The organism is Chthoniobacterales bacterium, from assembly GCA_036569045.1.
Taxonomy (GTDB): domain Bacteria; phylum Verrucomicrobiota; class Verrucomicrobiia; order Chthoniobacterales; family JAATET01; genus JAATET01.
Genome location: DATCRI010000070.1, coordinates 1 through 20,397 on the forward strand (window position 1 = coordinate 1; position 20,397 = coordinate 20,397).

18 protein-coding genes are annotated in these 20,397 nt (G+C 65.8%); 7 read left to right on the top strand and 11 right to left on the bottom strand.

From position 1 onward, the window contains the following. Window positions 1-244: 244 nt before the first annotated feature. The 7 genes from VIM61_13125 to VIM61_13155 form a co-directional block, all read right to left on the bottom strand. Window positions 245-577 (bottom strand): hypothetical protein, encoded by a 333-nt coding sequence (locus VIM61_13125; GenBank protein ID HEY8901347.1) that lies wholly within the window; start codon window positions 575-577, stop codon window positions 245-247. Between the two features lie 193 nt (window positions 578-770). Then, the gene (locus tag VIM61_13130; GenBank protein ID HEY8901348.1) at window positions 771-1,058 is read right to left on the bottom strand and encodes a type II toxin-antitoxin system RelE/ParE family toxin; all 288 of its coding nucleotides are present in this window, start codon (window positions 1,056-1,058) and stop codon (window positions 771-773) included. A gap of 1 nt (window position 1,059) precedes the next feature. Further along, the gene (locus tag VIM61_13135) at window positions 1,060-1,290 is read right to left on the bottom strand and encodes an addiction module protein (protein ID HEY8901349.1); all 231 of its coding nucleotides are present in this window, start codon (window positions 1,288-1,290) and stop codon (window positions 1,060-1,062) included. A 74-nt stretch (window positions 1,291-1,364) separates the two neighbouring features. Then, the gene (locus VIM61_13140) at window positions 1,365-2,231 is read right to left on the bottom strand and encodes a nuclease-related domain-containing protein (protein ID HEY8901350.1); all 867 of its coding nucleotides are present in this window, start codon (window positions 2,229-2,231) and stop codon (window positions 1,365-1,367) included. A gap of 343 nt (window positions 2,232-2,574) precedes the next feature. Beyond that, window positions 2,575-4,002 (bottom strand): pyruvate kinase, encoded by a 1,428-nt coding sequence (gene pyk / locus VIM61_13145; GenBank protein HEY8901351.1) that lies wholly within the window; start codon window positions 4,000-4,002, stop codon window positions 2,575-2,577. Between the two features lie 105 nt (window positions 4,003-4,107). Further along, window positions 4,108-5,016, bottom strand: a complete 909-nt coding sequence (gene rarD, locus VIM61_13150) for an EamA family transporter RarD (GenBank protein ID HEY8901352.1) — start codon at window positions 5,014-5,016, stop codon at window positions 4,108-4,110. Window positions 5,017-5,018: 2 nt separating this feature from the next. Then, a complete protein-coding gene (locus VIM61_13155) occupies window positions 5,019-5,786 on the bottom strand; it encodes a nucleotidyltransferase domain-containing protein (protein HEY8901353.1) in 768 nt (255 codons plus the stop codon). A 309-nt stretch (window positions 5,787-6,095) separates the two neighbouring features. Between VIM61_13155 and thrB the strand changes: the two genes are divergently transcribed. The 6 genes from thrB (at window position 6,096) to VIM61_13185 (ending at window position 13,516) form a co-directional block, all read left to right on the top strand. Then, window positions 6,096-6,947 (top strand): homoserine kinase, encoded by an 852-nt coding sequence (gene thrB / locus VIM61_13160; GenBank protein HEY8901354.1) that lies wholly within the window; start codon window positions 6,096-6,098, stop codon window positions 6,945-6,947. Window positions 6,948-6,952: 5 nt separating this feature from the next. Beyond that, window positions 6,953-8,149: a tetraacyldisaccharide 4'-kinase gene (lpxK, locus tag VIM61_13165; protein ID HEY8901355.1), complete on the top strand. Its 1,197-nt coding sequence runs from the start codon at window positions 6,953-6,955 to the stop codon at window positions 8,147-8,149. A 75-nt stretch (window positions 8,150-8,224) separates the two neighbouring features. Further along, window positions 8,225-10,918: a DUF1800 family protein gene (locus tag VIM61_13170; protein ID HEY8901356.1), complete on the top strand. Its 2,694-nt coding sequence runs from the start codon at window positions 8,225-8,227 to the stop codon at window positions 10,916-10,918. A 4-nt stretch (window positions 10,919-10,922) separates the two neighbouring features. Further along, on the top strand, window positions 10,923-12,380 hold the full coding sequence (locus VIM61_13175) for a DUF1501 domain-containing protein (GenBank protein HEY8901357.1): 1,458 nt from the start codon (window positions 10,923-10,925) through the stop codon (window positions 12,378-12,380). Further along, entirely contained in the window at window positions 12,377-12,919 is a 543-nt protein-coding gene (locus VIM61_13180) for a hypothetical protein (GenBank protein ID HEY8901358.1), read from the top strand. The genes VIM61_13175 and VIM61_13180 overlap by 4 nt, the downstream gene beginning before the upstream one ends. A gap of 24 nt (window positions 12,920-12,943) precedes the next feature. After that, window positions 12,944-13,516 carry a DUF4256 domain-containing protein gene (locus VIM61_13185; protein HEY8901359.1) on the top strand — a complete coding sequence of 191 codons (573 nt, stop codon included), beginning with the start codon at window positions 12,944-12,946 and terminating at the stop codon, window positions 13,514-13,516. Window positions 13,517-13,522: 6 nt separating this feature from the next. Here VIM61_13185 and VIM61_13190 read toward each other — a convergent pair whose 3' ends face one another. From VIM61_13190 to VIM61_13205, 4 genes are read right to left on the bottom strand one after another with little or no spacing between them, the layout of a single operon-like run. Beyond that, complete coding sequence (locus VIM61_13190) at window positions 13,523-14,491, bottom strand: lysylphosphatidylglycerol synthase transmembrane domain-containing protein (protein HEY8901360.1); 969 nt, start codon at window positions 14,489-14,491, stop codon at window positions 13,523-13,525. Further along, the gene (locus VIM61_13195; protein ID HEY8901361.1) at window positions 14,488-16,053 is read right to left on the bottom strand and encodes a hypothetical protein; all 1,566 of its coding nucleotides are present in this window, start codon (window positions 16,051-16,053) and stop codon (window positions 14,488-14,490) included. Before VIM61_13195 ends, VIM61_13190 begins: the two co-directional genes overlap by 4 nt. Continuing rightward, on the bottom strand, window positions 16,050-17,645 hold the full coding sequence (locus VIM61_13200) for a hypothetical protein (GenBank protein ID HEY8901362.1): 1,596 nt from the start codon (window positions 17,643-17,645) through the stop codon (window positions 16,050-16,052). Before VIM61_13200 ends, VIM61_13195 begins: the two co-directional genes overlap by 4 nt. 3 nt (window positions 17,646-17,648) lie before the next feature. Continuing rightward, complete coding sequence (locus tag VIM61_13205; GenBank protein HEY8901363.1) at window positions 17,649-18,596, bottom strand: glycosyltransferase family 2 protein; 948 nt, start codon at window positions 18,594-18,596, stop codon at window positions 17,649-17,651. A gap of 149 nt (window positions 18,597-18,745) precedes the next feature. On the opposite strand from VIM61_13205, the gene VIM61_13210 reads away from it, so the two are divergent. Then, a complete protein-coding gene (locus VIM61_13210) occupies window positions 18,746-20,395 on the top strand; it encodes a hypothetical protein (GenBank protein HEY8901364.1) in 1,650 nt (549 codons plus the stop codon). The last annotated feature ends 2 nt before the right edge of the window (window positions 20,396-20,397 follow it).

Genomic DNA, 20,397 nt, shown 5'->3' on the forward strand with positions numbered 1-20,397 from the left:
CCAGCGACGGGTGATCGAAGAGGACGAAAATATCGAGGTCGAAAGTCGAGATCGGCTCGAGATAAAAGGTGGCCCCCATGGCTCCGCCAATCGCATTCCCCCCGATAACTCCGGCATTCTGAAGAGCATTGATTTCGGCAAGCGTCTCTTTCACTCCGTTCGGATATACCTTCGGGATTCCCCGCGCGCGAAGAATTTCACAGCACGCCATCAACGGCGTTCGAGTTCCCCGACGCGCCGGGCTCTACCGCCGTGCGCCCTTCCCGCCTTTCGTCGGCGGCATGGGCGAGTCCGTTTTTCCCACGACATACTGGATCACCAGAAATGCGATCAGCGCCCCGAAGGCCATCGACGGAAAATACGCCGTGAGATTCACCACCTTCTGCGAAGGGATCGTGAAGACCAGCAACGGGCGCAGCGCGAAGAATCCCGCCGCGAACAGCAACAGAAACGTCCCCACCTCCCGCCGCCGCACGAAACAAACCGCCGCCACCAACAGAAAGATGCCGATCGTCGTCAGCTCCGCATACGTGATCGAGTAGACCGGCACATGGCCGGGAGAGGGTTGAGGCGTCATGGTTCAAGAGGAAGAACCGCAGATTTCGAGAGAAACGCCGAGGGCAAAAACGAAAGAACCAGGCGGCTTTCGGGACCGTGAGCGGTCCGACTTATTGAAAGCAGAGGGCCAGAATCGCGAACGACAGAATGAGTTGTCTCATGAGGATGAGGAAGTCAGGTGGAATGCGACGGAGGTGCCCAGATGTTACGAATCAAAAGGGGCGTTTCTTCCAATAATCGGGATGGCGGCCGGCATGGCCGATGGCCACGACCACGATGCGGTCGCCGCGCAGAAAATAGGCAACGTAATGCGGAAAGCCGGGAAGATTCGCCCGTCGATAGCCGCCGGTCCGTTCGTTCCAGAGCAGGGGCTGCCGGTCGATCTCGGCGCAGATGGTTTCCAGCTCGGTCCGGAATCGCCGGCCCAATCCCGGCACCCGGCTTTCATAAAATCGAGTGGTCTCCTCCGCATCGACCAACGCCTCCGGAAGAAACTCCATTTCACGCGTCCGGCGCGATGTTCCGCAGGCGAGTAAAGACTTCCGCCGACGGCACGGTCCGTGCCGATCCCGCGTCGTATCGGGCGATCCGCTCGGCGATCGTGCTTTCCCAGGCGGCGTCCGCCCCCGGTTCCGGATCCACGCTCAAGAGCAATCGGTAGGCGAGTTCGACGCGTTGATCCGTCGGAAGCTCGAGGGCGTCGTGGGCGAGAGCGTCGAGAGTCACGGCCATGGAAAAAATGGTAAAGCAATCCCCGCGCCTGTCGAACCGGAACCATGCGACTCCGAAAGCCGCCCCGCCCCGGCTCACTTCCCCAGCGCGATCCGACTTTTCTGCCGGAGTTGGAAGGCAATCCGCGCCACCGTCTCCGGCGAAAGCGTCGGGCCGTCCTTAAGGCAGACACTCCGCGCCTCCTTGGGGTTGATCACCGTCACCGCCCCGCGCCCCCGCCGCTCGACCAGCCAGCCGGGCAGGATCAGCACCGGCTGCACCGCCACCTTCTCCTGCGTGGATTCGCCGATCCACTGGCGCAGGGTCCCCGCATTCCGCTCCGCCTGCTCGACGCCAAAGGAATCCCGTCCCCAGGGGAATTCCAGCTCCCGGCCCGTAAACGTCACCTTCCATTCGAATCCCTTCCCCGCCTTCCGGCTCTTCCGCCGCGTCTTCGTCTCGATGGCAAACACTCCCCGCGGCCCCACCAGCACATGGTCGATATTGAAGCCGTCGAACGGCACGTCGTGGAAGACCTCGAACCCCTCCCGCATCAGCTCATCGAGGAATCCCGCCACGAAGCGCTCCCCCTCGAACCCAAGAAGATGGTCGCGCCACGCCCCCAGCAGCGACCAGATCTTCCAAAGCGCCACCACCGCCACAAGTCCGCCGGTCGCAAACCTGAGCCCCAGTCCGACCGGCCCCGGAAACGACTGATAAGTCGAGATGACGAAGAACAGGATGGGCCACCCCACGAGCAGCATCATCCATCCCGTGAGAGATTCGTTGAGCGCGTCGACTTTCAGCCGCAGAGATTCCCCCGCCGGACGCCGCGGCAGCTCGTGGATCGGCCAGCGCGCCCTCGCCGCCCGATTGCGGAGCCGCCACAGGAGGATCGCGAATCCGATCACCGCCGGCCCGCCGACGCAGAACGCCAGCCCCAAGAATTGCGTCCCGGTCATGAGCGATCCCTACGCCTCCTCGAAGTAGTCCGAGTCAATGCGCTTGAGGGTGAATATGAACTTCGCGTCGGGTGTTGCGTCTCGCCGCTTTTCCAACCGCTTCCCCTGCCCCTACGACAGGACTTTTTTCTGTAAAACGTGTTTCCGGAACTCGCCTGGCGTGCATGGATGCCCGCGCCGAGCTTCGCGGAGGGCGCCCGTTCACGTAAGACTGGCAAAAAAGGCCGATCAATCATTCGAGGGCTTCACCTTGGCGCTGGCAAGTCGTTAGCAATCTCGAAGCTCGGTGACTTGTTGAAGCAGGCGGCCGCGAGGAACGGCCGCCCGTTTCGGAAGGGCCGCCCTATTTGACGGTGTGGATCTTGATGAAGTTCGAGCCGCGGGCTTCGCCGGCGGGGACGCCTGCGAGGACGAGAATCTTGTCGCCGGTGGTGATGAGCTGACGGTCGATGAGCGTGGACTCCGCAAGGTCGACAAGGCCCTCGAAGGTGGGGGGCACGGCGTAGGCGAAGAGCGGGCGGATGCCCCAGACGAGGTTGAGGGCGTGGTAGGCCTGGGGATTCGTCGTGATGGCGATGACCGGGGCCTTCGGGCGCTGGGCGGCGACGAAGTGGGCGGTGTAGCCGGTGGTGGTGAGCACGACGATGTATTTCGGGTCGAGCACGCTGCTGATGGAGTTCACGGCCTCGGTGAGGGCGCGGGCGACGTCCTTCTCGGAGGCGGGATACGTCTTGAACTTGATCCGGGCCTCCACCTCGCGGGCGATGCGGGCCATGGTCTCGACGGAGCGGACGGGGAAGGCGCCCATGGCGGACTCGCCGGAGAGCATGACGGCATCGGTGCCGTCGATGATGGCGTTGGCGACGTCGCTGGTCTCGGCACGGGTGGGCCGGGCCTCGACGATCATGCTCTCGAGCATCTGCGTGGCGGTGATGACGGGCAGGCCGCGGCGGTTGCAGCTCTCGATGATCTGCTTCTGGAGCATGGGCACCTTCTCGGCGCTGATTTCCACACCGAGGTCGCCGCGGGCGACCATGACGCCTTCGACTTCGTCGAGAATCTCCTCGAGATTCGTGACGGCCTGGGGCTTCTCGATCTTTGCGATGATGGGCTTTTTGAGGCCCTTGTCGGCGATGAAACGCTTGAGGATGCGGACGTCCTCGGCGTGGCGGACGAAGCTGAGGGACACCCAGTCGACGCCCTGCTCGAGGCCGAAGGCGAGGTCGTCGAGGTCCTTCTCGGTCATCGACGGGAGGCGAAGGTTGAGATTCGGGAAGTTGACGCCCTTGCGGTTCTTGAGGACGCCGCCTTCGACGACTTCGCAGCGGACGAGGCGCCCTTCGACGCCGACGATCTTCATCTCGAAGATGCCGTCGGCGAGGAGCACCTGCATGCCGGGCTGGGCCTCTTCGGCGACGTATTCGTAGTCGATGGGAATGGTGGCGGCCTCTCCGGAGAAGTCGGCCTCGGGCACGAGGGCGACGATCTCACCGGGGACGAGGACGATCTGCCCGCCGGGCAGCGAGCCGACGCGGACCTTGGGGCCCTGGAGGTCCTGCAGGATGGTGACGGGGGTGTCGAGTTCGCGGGAAATCTCTCGGAGGTGCTTGATGACCTGCGAGTGGTCGTCGTAGGAGCCGTGGGAGAAATTGAGGCGGGCGACGTCCATGCCGGCAAGGACGAGCTTGCGAATGACTTCGGGCGAACTACTGGCGGGGCCAATGGTGGCGACGATTTTCGTGCGGCGAAGGGTGGGTTGTGTGGCGTTCATCGGTATCTATCCGCCAACGGGGTATCCGTTTATGCGCAATTAGGCCAGCCGTTCGCGCAGACTTTGTGCAGGGATTAATGGGGGGGGCATATTGGTGGCCGGCACTCAGATCGGCTCGCACTCCTCGAGCGGGCGCGGGCGACGGCGGGAACCGGCGAGGAAGATGGCGATGGCGGCCCAGATGAGGCCGAAGGCGATGGCGTCGCGCGGGGTGAAGCGCTCGTGAAACAGGAAGACGCCGACCGCGAGCTGGAGCGTGGGCGCGAGGTATTGGAAGAAGCCGACCATCGAGAGCGGCAGCAGTTTCGCGGCGGAGATGAACCAGATGAGCGGGAAGGCCGTGACGACACCGCCACCAAGGAAGAGGAGCGTGATGCCCGGGGAGTCGAAGAAATGGCCGGAGCCGTGCGCGGCGTGGAGGCCGATGACGGCGGCGGCAATGGGCGCGCTGACGCCTGTCTCCACGACGAGGCCGGGCAAGGGATCCACGGGCACCATCTTGCGGATGAGGCCGTAGAGGCCAAACGAGAGGGCGATGCCGAGGGCGATCCACGGGACCCTGCCGACGTGATAGCCAAAGGCGAAGACGCCGAGGGACGCGAGCCCGACGGCAATGACCTGCAGGCGCGTGAGGCGCTCCCGCAGGATGAGGAAGCCGAGCAGCACGCTGAGCAAGGGATTGAAGAAATAGCCGAGGCTGGCCTCGACGACCTGCCCGCTGTTCACGCCATGGACGAAGAGGCCCCAATTGATGCTGAGCAGCGCGGCCGTGAGCGCGAGCGTGGCGACCAGCCGCGGCGAACGGACGATGCGCAGGCACTCGCGCAGCCGGCCCGTCGCGGTGACGAGGATGAGCAGGAAGACGAGCGACCAGACAAGGCGGTGGGCGATCACCTCGACGGGCGGGATGGCGCCAAAGCCTTTCCAGTAAATTGGGAAGAGTCCCCACGCGCCGTAGGCGAGCAGCGCGTAGAGGATCCCCTGCCGGGAGAGCGGAGCGGAGGTCGGCGACATGATCACGCGGCCTCCGCCAGGCAGAACTCGCGGACGAACTGGTCGATGGGCTCGGGCGCCGGCAGCGCGGGGTCCGCCGGCGCGATCTTTTCGAGGCGGGCGAGCTCCGCCTCGAGGAAGGCATCGAGGATGGGGATGCGCTGGGCCTCCCCGAGCTCCTCGCCGGCGCGTTTCCGCGCGACGAGCACGGCGATGTGAAACCGCAGGTTCGCCTCCTCGACAAGATCATCGACGAGCGTCTGGAACTTCATCGGCACCGGCCCGAGCCCGCGCTCGATCCAGCGGCAGGCCAGCAGCGGCCGCAGCACGGCGAGGTAGTCCTTCAACCGCACGGGGCTGCCCCGCAGGGCGCGGTGATTGATCCTCGCCAGATTCAGCGAATGCCCGAAGCTGCGCGCTCCGGAGGAGAGCTCGCTCGCGAGCAGGCCGAAGAGCAGCGCGAACGCGGCATCCGCCCGGAAGACGACGGGCGAGCGAATCCATTCGAGCAACGCGGGATCCGATTCCCGCAACTGCCGCAGAGCCTTCCGCAGACTCCAGCCGACGAGGTCGAGCCCGCCGGCGGCCACTTCGATCACCTCGCGACGGCCGGGTGCGGCGCAGTCCCCTGCCCCGGCCGGCAGGTAGATGAACCGCACGTCGTGGTCGCTGTCGCGCGACGCAAAGTCCCACGCGCGGCTGCCGGACTCCGCGGCAAAGAGCACGCGCACGCCCTGTTCGCGCTCGATGCGCTGCAACTCGGCCTGGATCTGATCGGTGGTGATGTTCATGGCTGTGGTTTGGATGAAAAAGAAAGAGCCCTGCTCGGCTGGACCAAGCAGGGCTCTCAAAAAGAAGGATTAAAACTCGGGTTCCTTTTCGGGATTAGCTGCTCGGGGTGCCTCCGGCGGGTTTGCTGAATCGGGCGGAGACGCGATCCATGCTCGAGACGGCGACCGGGGCGGTCGTCGGCTTGCGCCAGGAGAGCTGGATGAGGTGCGTCATTGGAACGGGACCGTTGTAGGGCCGCGCGGGCGGGACGTCAATGTCGGCGGCGACCAAAGCTCGTCATCAGGGCGGATTCCGCTAGAACGGTCGACATGTTGTCATTCGTTCGCGTGCGCGTTCCCGCCACCTCGGCCAATCTCGGCCCGGGCTTCGACGCCCTCGGGGTCGCCGTGCGCCTCGCCAATACCGTCACCGTGCGCCGCACCGCCGCGGCCGCTCCCGATGCCATGGCCGACGAGGCCGCGCGGCATTTCTTCGCCGCCATCCGCAAGAAGCCGTTCCCCGTCGCCTGGGAAATCCGCGGCGACGTCCCGCGCTCCCGCGGCCTCGGCAGCAGCGTGACCGTCCGCCTCGGCCTGCTCCACGGCCTCAACCGCCTCGCCGGCGCGCCGCTCGACGACGAGCGCCTCTATCGCCTGTGCGCGGAGCTCGAGGGCCATCCCGACAACGCGGCGCCCGCGGCCTTCGGCGGCTTCACCGTCGCGCGGCCGGACGGCAGCTACCAGCGGTTCGCCGTCGCGCCGAAGCTGCGCTTCGCATTGCTCATTCCCGATTTCGAGGTGCGCACCGCCGATGCCCGCCGCGTGCTGCCGAAGCAGATCTCCTTCCCCGACGCTGTGCGCAGCGCCGCGAATGCCAGCGCCGTCGCCGCCGCGTTCGCCAGCAAGAACTACGGCGCCCTCGCCGGATGCTTCGTCGATTATCTCCACCAGCCCGCGCGCGCGCCGCTCGTGCCTGGCCTCGACAGGATCATCGCCGCGGGCGTGAAGGCCGGCGCCATCGGCGGCTGGCTGAGCGGCTCCGGCTCCACGATTGCCTGCCTCGTGCTCGACGGGGACGCGGAGAAAATTGTCGCAGCCATGAAACGCGCGTCCGGCTTCAAGACCGCGCAAACCGTCGTCGCCGCGCCGGACAACCGCGGCGTGGTCGTCACCGAGGGCTGATTCGCATGCGGCGCTGGCTGGAAGGCATTGAGACGTTCGCGATCGACGTCATTCTCGAGCGCCGCTACGGCAAGCGCGCGGGAATCCTGCGGGCGATCCTCCGCGCGCTCTCCTACGTCTACCGGCTGATCGTGCAGGCCCGCCTCGCGCTCTACCGCAAGCGCGTCTACCGCGAGCATGCGATCGGCGCCCCGGTCGTGAGCGTGGGCAACATCACCGTCGGCGGCACCGGCAAGACGCCCGTGGTCGAGCTGCTCGCCCGGGAACTCACCGCCGGCGGCCGCAAGGTCGCGATCCTTTCCCGCGGCTACAAGAGCGTGCCGAAGCCCCTGCTCCGCCGCATCGGCGACAAGATTTTCCGCAAGAAGAACATCTTCACCCCGCGCGTTGTGAGCGATGGCCAGGCATTGCTCCTCGATTCCCGCACGGCTGGCGACGAGCCCTTCATGCTCGCCAACAACCTCCGCGGCGTCGTCGTGCTCGTGGATCGCGACCGCGTGAAGAGCGGCCTCTACGCGATGGAGAATTTCGGCTCGGACCTGCTCCTGCTCGACGACGGCTTTCAATACGTGCGGCTCGAGCATCGCTTCGAGGTCACGCTCATCGACCGACAGACGCCGTTCGGCAACGAGTTCATGCTGCCTCGCGGGACGTTGCGCGAACCGCCCGCGAACCTTCATCGCGCCACCCACATCCTCATCACCAAATGCGTGCCCGGCGAGGACAACGCGCCGCTCATCGCGCGCATTCGCGAGCACAATCGCACCGCCGAGATCATCGAGACCACCCATCGTTCGAAGCACCTGCGCAACCTCCTCACCGGCGAGGTGAAGCCCCTGGAGTTCCTCGACGGCAAGCGGATCGGCTCGATCTGCGGCATCGCGGTGCCGGAGAGCTTCGAGGGCGGCCTGCGCCGGCTCGGCGCGAAGATCGAACTCTCGAAATTCTACACGGACCACCACCGCTACTCCGACAAGGAGATCGAGAACTTCATCGCCCGCTGCGCCCGCCGCAACGTCGATGCGATCCTCACGACCGAGAAGGACGCCGTGCGCATCCCGCGCCTGCTCGATGCCGAGGTGCCGCTCTACTACCTGCGCGTCGAGATCGAGATCCTCAGGGGCCACGAGAGCTGGCAGCGCCTCATCGCCCAGCTCACGACGCCCCGCCCGGTCCGCACGCCCCCACCGGTCTTCGCCTGAGGAGAGATATATCTCTCGGCGGGGCGCGTGTTTTTCGTTAGCCAAAGCGTAGCGTCGATGCCGACTCCGCCCGTCATGCGTCTCCGATTTTTCATTTCCGCCGGCCTGATCTGCCTGTGCGCGGCGGCCTCTCCGGTCCGCGCCGGGATCGACCGCAACGGCAACCAGCAAAGTGATGTCTGGGAAATGCTCTCCGGCGCCACCGGCCTCCCGGCGAACGGCGACGAGGACAATGACGGCTTCTCCAACCGCCGCGAGAGTATCGCCGGAACCGATCCCCGCTCGGGCGCGTCGTTTCCGAGCCAGACCGTGCACCTCTCCGGCATCACCGCTCCGACGGTGACCCTGCGCTGGCCGTCGCTCGCTGGGAAAGCCTACGCCATCGAGCGCTCCGCCTCCCCGGGCGGCCCGTGGGAATCCCTCCGCGTCGCGCCCGGCACCGGGCAGATGCTCGCGTCCGATGTCGCAACGAACGGGGCGGCGCCGACGTTCTTTCGCGTAGGCATCGACGATGTCGACAGCGACGGCGACGGCGTGAGCGATTGGGAGGAACTCGCGCTTGGCTTCGATCCCACGACCTCCGCGACCGACCGCTATTTTTGGAGGAAGACGCCCGACTGGCAACCCGCGCCGTATTACTCCGCGGACTACAATCGCATCGCGGAAGGCCTTGGGGCCACCAACGTAGTCTCCGTCGGCGTCGTCGACGCGGATGTCACGATTGGCTGGCCCGACCCCGGCGTGATCGCGATCCGGCGGTCCGGCGGACTGAATGCCCTCACCGTGCCCATCACGCTGGGCGGCACGGCGGTGCGCGGGACGGACTACGACGCCTCGGTCACGACATCGGTTTCCTTTCCGCCCGGAGCGCGCGAAGCGACGATCACCCTCACGCCCCGCGACACCTCGACGCTCCTTGCGCCCGCGACGATCACCGTGACCCTCGGCACGTCGTCCGCCTACACGCAGGGCAGCGTCAAGAGCGGCACGGTCACGGTAAAAAGCCGCCCCCCGTTTGATCGCCCCTCGGCGAAGGCCGCCGCGCGCTTCCTCGTGCAGGCGGCATTCGGCCCCGACGAAGCCGAGATCGCAAAGGTGCAGGCGCTCGGCTTCGCGGGCTGGATCGACGACCAATTCACCCGTCCGATCGGCCTGCACCAGCCCGACATGGTCGCTGTCGATCAGCAGATCAAGGCTGACAATCCCACCGACGCGAACGCCCGCGCCTATGGCGAGGATTACCAGGTCCCGTGGTGGAACCAGGCGATGAAGGCCGGCTCGACCGCCGACCCCCTGCGCCAGCGCGTGGCCTACGCGCTTAGCCAGATCGTCGTCATTTCCGACAAGGTGGACGCCATCGGTTTCTACCCCGTCGCGATGGCGAACTTCTACGACATGCTGCTCCAGAATGCGTTCGGCAATTACCGCAACGTGCTCTATGGCGCCACCCTGCACCCCTGCATGGGCGCCTATCTCAGCCACCTGCGCAACGCGAAGGAGGACCCGAGCAAGAACCTCTTTCCCGACGAAAATTACGCCCGCGAGGTGATGCAGCTTTTCTCGATCGGCCTGTGGGAGCTCAATCCCGACGGCACCCGCCGCACCGGCGCGAACGGCCAGCCCATCCCCACCTACGACAACACGACGATCCGCAGTTTCGCCAAGGTCTTCACCGGCCTCACCCTCAAAAAAATCGGCGGCAGCGCCGATCCGGCCGTGCGCACGGCGGACGATTTCTTTTGGACCGAGGACGAGACCTACGCGGTGAACATGGAAATGTGGGACCTCGAGAGCTGGGTCTATCGCCCGAGCCGGCCTTGGGAGACGACATCCGTTTATTACCACGACCGCAGCACGAAGACGTTGCTCAACGGCGTCACCCTGCCCGCGAACCAGCGCGGCCTGAAGGACATCTCCGACGCGATCGACAACATTTTCGCGCACGCGAACGTCGGCCCGTTCGTCTGCCGCCAGCTCATCCAGCGTTTCGTCACGTCAAACCCCAGCCCGGCCTACATCCAGCGCGTCGCCGCCGTCTTCACCGCGAACAAGGCAAATCCCCAGCAAATGCGCCTGGTCATCAGGGCCATCCTGCTCGACGACGAGGCGCGCAATCCCGCGAAGCTCGCGGACGTCGCCTTCGGCAAGCAACGCGAGCCCTTCCTGCGGATCGCGAATCTCATAAAGGCCTTCGACGCCACCGCCGCGAACGGGAAGTTCGAGCTGCGTTACCTCGACCGCGCCGCCGCCCAGCGCCCGCTCAGCTCGCCCAGCGTCTTCAACTTCTACCTGCCCGACTACCAGCCGCCCGGCGAACTCACGGCGCGCGGCCTTGTCGCGCCCGAGTTCCAGATCACGAACGACATCACCCTCATCTCGAACCCGAACTACGCCTTCGATTCCGTCACCGGCTGGCGCGAGTGGACCGATACCGGCCCGACTGCGACCTACCACCTCGGCGACTTCAACATTTGGGGCAGCGCGTATCCCGAGGGCGACCCCCGCCACGACAAGGACCTCGTCCTCCCCGACACCACCGCCGAGCTCGCGCTCGCCAACGATCCCGACGCCCTCATCCGTCGCCTCGACCTCCTGCTCACCTACGGAAATCTCTCGCCGCGCCAGCACCAGATCATCCGCGACGCGCTGGAGCGCATCACCCCCGCCACGCACAATCCCACCGGCTACCCCAACGACTACCTCCAGGCCCGCGTCGAGACCGCCATCTACCTGATCTCGACGTCCCCGGAGTTCTGCATCCTCAAATAACGCGATGAACCCGCACCGCCCAGCCATCACCCGTCGCAAGTTCCTCGGCCAGGCCAGTTGCGCAGCCGTCGGCAGCATCGCGCTGGTAAACACGCTGTTGAACCTGCGCCTCATGAGCTCCGCCGCCGCGCAGACTCCGGGCGATTCCTACAAGGCCCTCGTCTGCCTTTTCCTCGCCGGCGGGAACGATTCCTTCAACATGCTCGTCCCACGCGACGCAGCCCATTACGCGGAATACCAGACCGTCCGCGGCGGCCTCTACAACGCGACCACCACCGCCGGAGGCCTCGCCCTGCCGAATGCTGGTGAAGTTGGCGGCATCCTCCCGCTCAATCCGCTCGGCGACCTCGGCGGCCGCCAGTTCGGCCTGCATCCCGCCATGAGCCGCCTTCAATCATTGTTCGAGGCGGGGAACGCCTGCTTCGTCTCGAACGTGGGCTCGCTCATCCAGCCGGGCATGACACGTGCCCTGCACGACGCCGGCATCAACGTTCCCTTCGGCCTCTACTCGCACGCCGACCAGATCGAGCAATGGCAGACGTCGTTCCCCCAGGGCCGCACGAACATTGGCTGGGGCGGCCGCGCCGCCGACCTCCTCCACGCCATGAACGCCGACAACGGCCTCTCGATGAACATTGCCATCGGCGGCACGAACACCTGGCAAACCGGCAACGCCGTCTTCCAATACGGCATGAGCCCGGGCGGCGTGGACGACCTCGAAGGCTACGATTACGACTGGGATCACGCCGAGTGGGGCATGAGCCCGCTGCGCGGCGCCGCCGTCGATAGCCAGCTCGCAATGGATTACAAGAATCTGTTCGAGAAAACCTTCGCGCAAAAATCCCGCGGCGCGATCGAGGCCTACAAGATCTTCCAGAGCGCCACCGCGCTTCCCCTCCCCGGGAACGTCGTCTTCCCGAAGACCTCCGTCGGCGCCAGCTTCCAGATGGCGGCGAAGACCATCGCCGGCCGCGCCCTGCTCGGCGCGCAGCGGCAAACGTTCTTCATCCAGCTCGGCGGTTGGGACCACCACGACGAGGTCATCAACAACCAGCAGGTCATGCTCGGCCAGATCAGCGACGCCGTGGGCGCGTTCTACGACGCCCTCACCGCGCTCGGCCTGCAAGATCGGGTCGCCACGTTCACGGCGTCCGACTTCGGCCGCACGCTCACGTCGAACGGCCGCGGCTCCGACCACGCCTGGGGCGGCAACCACTTCGTCGTCGGCGGCGGCGTGCGCGGCCAGCGCATCTACGGCCAATATCCCGCGCTCGCCGCCGACAACCCGCTCGACACCGGCCGCGGTCGCCTCATTCCCACGACCGCGGTGGACCAGTATTTCGCCGAGCTTGCCCTCTGGTTCGGCGTCCCGAAATCCAGCCTGCCGCTGGTGATTCCGAACGTCGCCCGCTTCTACGATCCCGCCTCCAGCGCGCCGCCGCTCGGCTTCCTCAACGGATGATGAAGCGCCGCCTCTTCGTTGGCTTCGTGCTGCTGGACCTCGTCATCCTCGGTCTCCTCCTGTGGTTCTTCCTCCGCCCGCAACCGCCGGCCAAGCTCCCCGCGCCGCCACCACCGCCACCCGCTCCCCAGGCTCAAAAATCCTCCGCCCCGGTTACGCTTGCCCGTCTCGCGGACCAGGCCGCGAGCCCCGAGCAGAAAATCCAGCGCGTTTACGGGCTGCTCCGGGACTACATGGGCGTCATGAAAACCCGCGGCGGCCCGCCGCTCAGCACGAACGCGGAGTTCACCCGCGCCTTCACCGGCAAAAACCCACTCGGCGTCGTCTTCCTCGCGCCGGACAACCCCGCCATCAACGCGCATGGCGAGCTGGTGGACGCCTGGGACACGCCCTACTTCTTCCACCTCCTCGCCGCAGATTCCGTGGAGGTCGTCTCCGCCGGCCCGGACCGCATCCCCTTCAACGCCGACGATCTCATATTCGCCCGATCGAAAAATCCCAACTCCCTCGACCCTCACCCACAGTCCGGCCCGAACTAGCGCCCACCCTCCCCATCGCCCGCCATGAAAAACGCCCTCCGAAAAAAGGAACTCCCGGCCCCGGATCGCGAAACGCTGCTCGCCACGTTGAAGGCGCGCTTCGAGAAGCACACGAGCCGCCACAAGACCGTCGATTGGGCCGCAGTCGCCGCGCGACTCGAGGCGGCCCCCGGGAAACTGTGGTCGCTCGCCGAAATGGAGAGAACCGGCGGCGAGCCGGACGTGGTCGGCCTCGACAAAAAGACCGGCGAATATCTCTTCTTCGATTGCTCCCCGGAGTCCCCCAAGGACCGCGCGAGCCTTTGCTACGACCCGGAGGCGCTGGCCGCGCGCAAGGAGCACAAGCCGAAGGACAGCGCCGTGGGGGCCGCCGCCGCCATGGGCATCGCGCTCCTCACCGAGGAGGAATACCAGACGCTTCAGACGCTCGGAGAATTCGACCGGAAGACCTCGAGCTGGCTGAACACGCCCGAGGACATCCGCGACCTCGGCGGCGCGATCTTCGGGGATCGCCGTTTCGGCCGCGTGTTCGTCTACCACAACGGCGCGCAGTCCTATTACTCCGGCCGCGGCTTCCGCGGCGTGCTGCGAGTCTGAATCCGATTACGCGGCCTTATTCCTCGCCATCAGCTTTTTCAGGCCGCCCATCTCGGCGATGGCGGGCCCGAGGAACGGCAGGCCCATCAGCGCGGGCAGCACGTAACGCAGCGTGCAGAGAACGCCCAGCGCCGCGCCGGCCGCCGCCGGCATGTAGGGCGCGTAGAAGAAGACGAGGGCCGCATCGCGCGTGCCGACGCCGGCGAACGTGAGCGGCAGCAGGCCAGCGAGAATGGCGAGCGGCGAGAGCGCGAGATTCGCGAGAAAGGGCACGTGTTGATTGAGGGCGATCGTGAACATCCAGATCTGCACGAGATGGAGGAACCAGATGAAGAGCGAATTCGCCGCAATGCCCGCGAGCTTCGCCTTGTCCTGCCAGAAGTAGCCGTGCATCTCGATCCACGAGACGTGCATCGTCGCGATCTTCGTCTTCATCTTGCCGGGCGCAAAGCGTTCGCCGAGGCCGAAGCAGAATCGGGCAAACGTCGTCGAGCCCAGGAGCAACGCGAGACCGAGGAAGCCGCTGATCACCGCCGCCGTCATCGCCCAGAAGAGCAGATCGGTCTTCGGGTAGAGCAGCAGGCCGAACACGCACCAGACGAGCAGCGAAAGCATGTCGCAGGCCTTCTCGAAGACGACGAGCGCGAGCGCCAGCGAGCCGCGCAGGTGGCCGCGGTCCGCCATGAAGACGGACTTCGCCATGTCGCCCATCTTCGAGGGCAGCACGAGATTCAACACGCTCGCGAGCAGGATGAGCCGGTTCGCCTCGAGGAAGCCGAGCGGATGCGCCTTCGGCATGAGCTGACAGAGCCGGCCGGAGGTCAGCAACGTGAGCGGCACGACCATCAGCAGGCTGGCGACGAGCCACGGCAGCGAGGCCTGCGTGAAGACCGGGATGACCTTGCTGAAATCGATGCGCCAGTAGAGCACCGCGAGGATGCCGAGGCTCACGACGAGGGAGATGAGACGTTTCATGAATGGGAAATGGGACGACGAATCAGGCGCAGGAGGGCATCGAGCGGCGCGAAGAGCGCGACCACCAGCGGAGGCCACGCGGCCGCGAAGAAGCGAGGGTTTCCGCTGCCGACGAGATGGACCGCGACGGCATAGCCGGCGGCAAGAACGATCCACACGCCGAGCGTCCCCCGCAAACCGGGGAGCGCGATGGCGAGCACGCAGCCGAGAATCAGCCACCAGCCGAGGAGCGTGGGGCGGAACTGCCAGAGCGCGGGCACGCCACCTTCCGGAACGCAGCGTTCGACGAAGGTCCCCCAGGGCGTGACCGTCTGCACATAGCGGCCCATGGCAGCCGCGACCGCCTCGCGATTCTGCGGCTCGATCTTCTCGCGAATCGGCGCGAAGTCCCATCGCCCGGCGACTGGCTCCACGGCGAAAGCCCGGGCAAGCACCCGCAGTTTCTTCTCCGTGTTGTCTTCCACGAAGTCGTCAAAATCCGGCTGGAGCTTGCTCGAGAAATACGTCGCGTCGAAGCGCCAGAGTTTGAACTGCGACCAGTTGATCGAATCCACCGTCCGCTGGACCGCGATATAGAGGAACAGGTGAGGCTGTGCCCGGATCGCCTCGAGCGCGATTTCACGCATCGCGTCGTTCAGCGAACCGTCGCGATCCTTCGCCTGCCAGGTCGGGTAGTTGCCGCTGCGGTAATTGCCCCGCAGGAAGTTCTTCGGGCCACTGTCCTCGAAATAGTAGTAATCGAGCCGCGCCCGACTCGCGCGCACCATCGGCGCGATCTCGGCCTTTAGATCCGCATGCCGGGGCGAATCGAGCACCGTGAGCGGGAAGGCCGAGGAATACAGCAGCCTCGAAGCCTGCCCCGCCTCGCCGAGCATCCCCATCACGATGAGGAGAGCCACCAGCCCCGTCCACTGCGGCCTGCGCAGATAACGCCACGCGCGCAGATACACGAGACCGATGACGATGCCCGGCCAGAGGAAACGCGCCGCGGGTTTCGTGAGCACGCAGAGCGCGAGGCACGCGAAGAAAATCCACCAGACCACCGGCGCGCGGTCGCCGCGATCCAGGCGCCCGCTCCACGCGGTCCACGCGGCAAAGGTCCACACGATGGCGGCGAAGAAAAACGCCTCGCCGAGCAACTCGTGCTCATACCAGAAGATGATCGGCATGCCGGCGTAGATCACCGTGGCCGGCACGATCCACCATCGCCAGCCGACGAGGATCTTGCGCACCACGTAGGCGAGCGGCACGAGGGTCAGCAGCCCCATCACGTGCTGAAAAAATACGAGCCAGCGCAGCGGCGATCCCGGCAGAAGATCGACCGGCATCAACAGAATCGGATAGAGCAGGCGCCGTTTTTGAGGGATCGCCACCACGCCCTCGCTGAACAGCCGATACGCGAACGAGTAGTAGGACTCGGAGTCCGACCCCCAGTAGGCATACGGCTGATAGGCGGTCAGCACGACGCGCAGCACGAGGCCAAAGGCAATGGCCGGCAGCGCCCACAGGCAGGCGTCGCGGATGGCGGGATGTCGCTGGAAGAACGCGCGAAACCGGCTCACAAGCAGCGGGTGTTTTCGAGAGCCTCCCCGGGCTGAAGTTTGGCGAGGCGATCCGAGAGATCGATCCACGGAAGCATCTGGCCGGCCTGGAACGTGCGGCTCATCACGACATAGATCGAGGTCTGGTCGCAGCCGATCGCCGCCTGCTTCACCGACTTCCAGTCGCCGGTCGTCTCGACCCGATCGCGCACCGTGAGACGGCCCTCGTTCCAGACGAACTCGCGCTCAAAACGGAACGGCGCGGCCTTCTTGCCGGTGATGAGCACCTTCTGGAGCAGCTTGCGCACAAGGTCCGGAAAAAATTTGCCGCCGCACAGCATGATGAGACGCAGCACGATGAGGTTGAACGGCGTCATTTTCTTCTGCTTCGCCCACCCCATTTCCCCGCTCACCACGATGCGGCCGTCGCCGATCTCGTGGGCGTAGCTGGCGACGAGATGTGCGACCGCGTTGCGGCGTTTGCCGTCCTCGACGATCAACGAAACCTGCGTGTCGGACGCGACGATTTTTCCGTCGCGAAAGAACTTGAAGACGCCGCCCTTGTTCAGCGCGACGTAGAGTTCCGCCCCGCCGCGGCGATCGATGAGGAGGCCGGCATTCGGAAACGCGACGCGCCCTTCCGGACGCGGGGCCGGCTCCGGCCGGGTCGCGACGAAATCGCGCCAGGCGAGCAGGTAATTCCACGTGTGATGGCCGACGATGTGGTCGTCCGCGTAGCAGGGATTGTTGCCCGCGGCGATGCCGGCGAGGAAGCGGTCATTGATCGCAAGCGCGGCGGGCTCGTATTTGCCGAAGAGCTCGAAGCCGTGCGGAAAGAAGTTGTAGGTGTTCCGGCTGGAATACTCGCCGGCGAAGGAGCCGTCGGGATGGACGAATTCCGCGGCGAGCGCGACGGCGCGGGTAAGCGCATCGCGGAGGGCCGGCGTCGGCGTCTTCTCGTGAATCTGCGCGAGCAGCGAGACCGTGAGCGTGTGGTAGCCGGGATCGCAGCCCTCGTATTCCTGGAACCACCCCTCGGAGTTCTGCCACGAGAGCACCTTCGCGAGACGCTCGGCGCGGGCCTTCGCCCACTTGTCCTTGCCGAGCAGCTCGCTCACGCGATCGAGGCAGAGGACGATGAGCGCCTGATGGTTCGTGAGCTGGCCGCTCTCGTTGTGATGCGCGAGCCAGTCCGCGCGGCGCTCGAAAAACTGGAGCACCTCGTAGTTTTGGAGGCCGAGCAGCTTGTAACTTTCGGCGCAGGCGAGCAGCGAGAACGCCGCGGCGCCGCCGGCCTTCTCGAACGGAAAGTAGTCGTCGCAGGAGGCATCGGCGTGCGCGCTGCGGGCGGCGAAGACCATGCCGGCCTCCGCCCATTCGCGCAGGGCATCCTGTTTGTAGAAGGCGTTACCCTCGATCTCCGCGGCCCAGGCGAGCGCGAGCGGATACACGAACTCCTGCGACATGCCGCTCGGGAAATCGATGATCTTGTATTGCCAGTAGTTGCGGTCGAAGCAGCCGTAGGTCGGGCTGTGGCGGTTGCGATCCTGCAGCGTGAGAATCTTGGGAATCCAGCGCAGCGCCTCGCGGGCGAAGGTATCTCGGGACGACATGAATTATTTGCGGTCGAAGTCGGAGCGGCGGATGCGGAGCTGGATATCCTCGAGCAGGCGACGGTTCACCGCGATGAGATCGGCGATGAAACCAAGCGCGAAAACCTGCACGCCAATGAGGACGAGCACCGCGGCGGCAATGAGGCTGGGCACGTGCGTGCGGGTGGCGCCTTCCTCGATGAAGAAAAGGACGATCCAGCGCACCATCAACAGGGCGCCCAGCGCGAACGGCACCGAGCCGACGATCGTGAAAAAGCGCAGCGGCTTGTAGACAATGAAGATGCGGAAGATCGTGAGGATCGAGCGCTGAATGTAGGCCGGGATGCTCTTGAACAGGCGCGACGGACGCAGGAACTCGTTCGTGCGAACGGGCACCGAAGCCATGCGCAGATTGCGCTGGCCACCCTGAATGATCGTCTCGAGCGTGTAGGTGTATTCGTTGAAGACGTTCATCTGCAGCGCCGCCTCGCGGCTGATCGCGCGGAATCCGCTGGGCGCGTCGGCGATGGCGGTCTGGCTGGCCTTGCGAACGACCCAGCTGCCCAGCTTCTGGAGCGCCTTCTTGATGGGCGAGAAATGCTCGATCTCGAGAATCGGACGCTCGCCGATCACCATGTCGGCCTCGCCGCGGAGGATGGGCTCGATGAGCTTCGGGATGTCGGAGGCCTCGTATTGGTTGTCCGCGTCGGTGTTGACGATGATGTCCGCGCCGCGGGCGAGGCAGGCCTCGATGCCGGACATGAACGTGCGCGCCAGGCCGAGGTGCGGGCGGTCGATCACGTGGTCCACGCCCAGCTCGGCAGCCACCTGCGAGGTGCGATCGGCGCTGCCATCGTTGACGACGAGCCATTCGACCTCGTCGACGCCCGGGAGCTCGCGCGGGAGGGCCGCCAGCGCCACGCCGAGGGTCTCCTCTTCGTTGTAACACGGAATCTGAATAATTAACTTCATGTCTCGAATCGCCGCAATTGCCGCGCACCGGGAGGGTTGCGAAACCGCGGAAAAGCCGCAAGAATCCCTGCTCGCTTTCGGTTAGTCGAGTAACCTTTGCCAGATTTTCGGAGGCCGCCGCTGCCGCGTCACCTCTCACCCAACCACCGATGGAAGTCTTTCTGAATGCCTGGCGCCGCGTTGAAATCGTGCTCGCCGGGCTCCTCATCATCGCCAGCCTCGCCTGCACCGGCATGGTTGCTCAGGCGATGGCCACCAGTTCGCTCAGCACCGACGAGTTCGGCACCGTAGGCACGTTCAGCGCGAAGGGACCTGGTCGCGTCCTCACCGATTACCGCGCTCCGAAAAACCACATTTTCTTCAACCTGCTGAACTCCGTGCTGCCCGGGCGCGATTCGTGGAACCCGGCCCGCGTGCGCGTCCTGTCCATCGCCGCGACCCTGCTCACAGCCTTCGTGATCGTCGGCTGGACCGCCCGGCGCGGCCAGCTCTTCGAGGGCTCGGCGGTGCTCGCGCTTTGGAGCCTCGCTCCGGAGACGCTGACGCTCTCGATGGAGGCGCGCGGCTACGGCTTCCTCGGCCTGTTCGCGGTGCTGGCCGCCATCGGCACGATCGAATACCTGCGCACCGCCCGGCGCAGCTGGCTGATTCTGCTGGCCGTTGCCAGCGTCCTCGGCGTCTACACCGTGCCGAGCTTTCTCATTCTCGTCGGGCCGCTGCTCCTGCTGCTCTGGATTTCCCGGCGCACGTGGGAGACCTTCCTGACCGGGGTGATTTCCGGCGCCGCCATGCTGATTCTCTACGCGCCGGTGCTCGGGCAGGTCATCACGGCATTCACCGGATTCCACGAAGACCGCGAGGTCCTCGAGTTTGGCAGTTCCGACAGCCTCGCCCGCGCGGTGCGACTGTATCTCCAACCGTGCGACAACGGGGAAGCCATCGCCCTGCTCGCTATTCTGCTGCTCGCGCCCTTCGCCGTCGCCCGGTGGCGTCCGGCCGGCGAGCGGCTCGGCCCGTGTCTCGTCGCCGCCTCGTGTGGCTTCTATTTTCTCACGCTCATGCTGCTGCGCACGCCGCCCCTGCGGGTGGCTGCCTGCGGATTGCTCCCCGCCGCCCTCGTGGGAATTCTCGCCCTCGGCGCTGGCCTTCGCCGCATTCCCCTCGCCCGCCCCATCGCCATCACCGCCCTCGCCGGCATGCTCCTCGTGGCGTCCGTGAGGGCGATCTCCGCGTTCGACTTCCAGCCCGCAGAAAACTGGACGCTGGCCGCCCGCGCCATCGACACCGCCTTTCCGCCGACGATGAAGATCGAGTTCGGCCGCTACGCGAAATACCTCAAGCAAACCCTGCCCGATTCCGAAACCCGCGCCGCCCCCTACGACGCAGCGAAGTTCGCCGACGGCACCCTCGTCGTCGCGGACGCCGGTAATAAATGGGCGGAGGGCCGGCGCTTCGTCGCGCCCGCCGGAACGTCGCGCGTCGTCGAATGGACGATCCCCGGCCGCATCCGCAATATCGTGCTGACGTTCCGCAAGCCGGAGAACAACGCCCTGCCGGCATCCGCATTGAAGCCGATCGCGGAGGACACAATGCTGGAAATTCCTCCGGCCGCCGGCGCCCGATCGCTTGTCTTGAAACTCAATCGCCCGGTCACCGCGCGCGACCTCACCACAGACGCCCCTGGCGCCCTGCTGGCCGGCGACGCGCTGGTCGTTCCGCTCACGCCGTCCGGTCCGAAGACGATTCGCCTGCAAGCTCATCGCGACGACCTCGTCCTGACCGACGCCTGGACCTTCTGAAA

Excerpts from the sequence above, each read along its gene's own strand:
- VIM61_13175 (HEY8901357.1), top strand. The coding sequence starts at position 10,923 with ATGAACCCGCACCGCCCAGCCATCACCCGTCGCAAGTTCCTCGGCCAG.
- VIM61_13210 (HEY8901364.1), top strand. The coding sequence starts at position 18,746 with ATGGAAGTCTTTCTGAATGCCTGGCGCCGCGTTGAAATCGTGCTCGCC.
- VIM61_13200 (HEY8901362.1), bottom strand. The coding sequence starts at position 17,645 with ATGTCGTCCCGAGATACCTTCGCCCGCGAGGCGCTGCGCTGGATTCCC.
- VIM61_13185 (HEY8901359.1), top strand. The coding sequence starts at position 12,944 with ATGAAAAACGCCCTCCGAAAAAAGGAACTCCCGGCCCCGGATCGCGAA.
- VIM61_13190 (HEY8901360.1), bottom strand. The coding sequence starts at position 14,491 with ATGAAACGTCTCATCTCCCTCGTCGTGAGCCTCGGCATCCTCGCGGTG.
- pyk (HEY8901351.1), bottom strand. The coding sequence starts at position 4,002 with ATGAACGCCACACAACCCACCCTTCGCCGCACGAAAATCGTCGCCACC.
- VIM61_13135 (HEY8901349.1), bottom strand. The coding sequence starts at position 1,290 with ATGGCCGTGACTCTCGACGCTCTCGCCCACGACGCCCTCGAGCTTCCG.
- VIM61_13140 (HEY8901350.1), bottom strand. The coding sequence starts at position 2,231 with ATGACCGGGACGCAATTCTTGGGGCTGGCGTTCTGCGTCGGCGGGCCG.
- VIM61_13155 (HEY8901353.1), bottom strand. The coding sequence starts at position 5,786 with ATGAACATCACCACCGATCAGATCCAGGCCGAGTTGCAGCGCATCGAG.
- VIM61_13205 (HEY8901363.1), bottom strand. The coding sequence starts at position 18,596 with ATGAAGTTAATTATTCAGATTCCGTGTTACAACGAAGAGGAGACCCTC.
- rarD (HEY8901352.1), bottom strand. The coding sequence starts at position 5,016 with ATGTCGCCGACCTCCGCTCCGCTCTCCCGGCAGGGGATCCTCTACGCG.
- lpxK (HEY8901355.1), top strand. The coding sequence starts at position 6,953 with ATGCGGCGCTGGCTGGAAGGCATTGAGACGTTCGCGATCGACGTCATT.
- VIM61_13180 (HEY8901358.1), top strand. The coding sequence starts at position 12,377 with ATGATGAAGCGCCGCCTCTTCGTTGGCTTCGTGCTGCTGGACCTCGTC.
- VIM61_13170 (HEY8901356.1), top strand. The coding sequence starts at position 8,225 with ATGCGTCTCCGATTTTTCATTTCCGCCGGCCTGATCTGCCTGTGCGCG.
- VIM61_13130 (HEY8901348.1), bottom strand. The coding sequence starts at position 1,058 with ATGGAGTTTCTTCCGGAGGCGTTGGTCGATGCGGAGGAGACCACTCGA.
- thrB (HEY8901354.1), top strand. The coding sequence starts at position 6,096 with ATGTTGTCATTCGTTCGCGTGCGCGTTCCCGCCACCTCGGCCAATCTC.
- VIM61_13125 (HEY8901347.1), bottom strand. The coding sequence starts at position 577 with ATGACGCCTCAACCCTCTCCCGGCCATGTGCCGGTCTACTCGATCACG.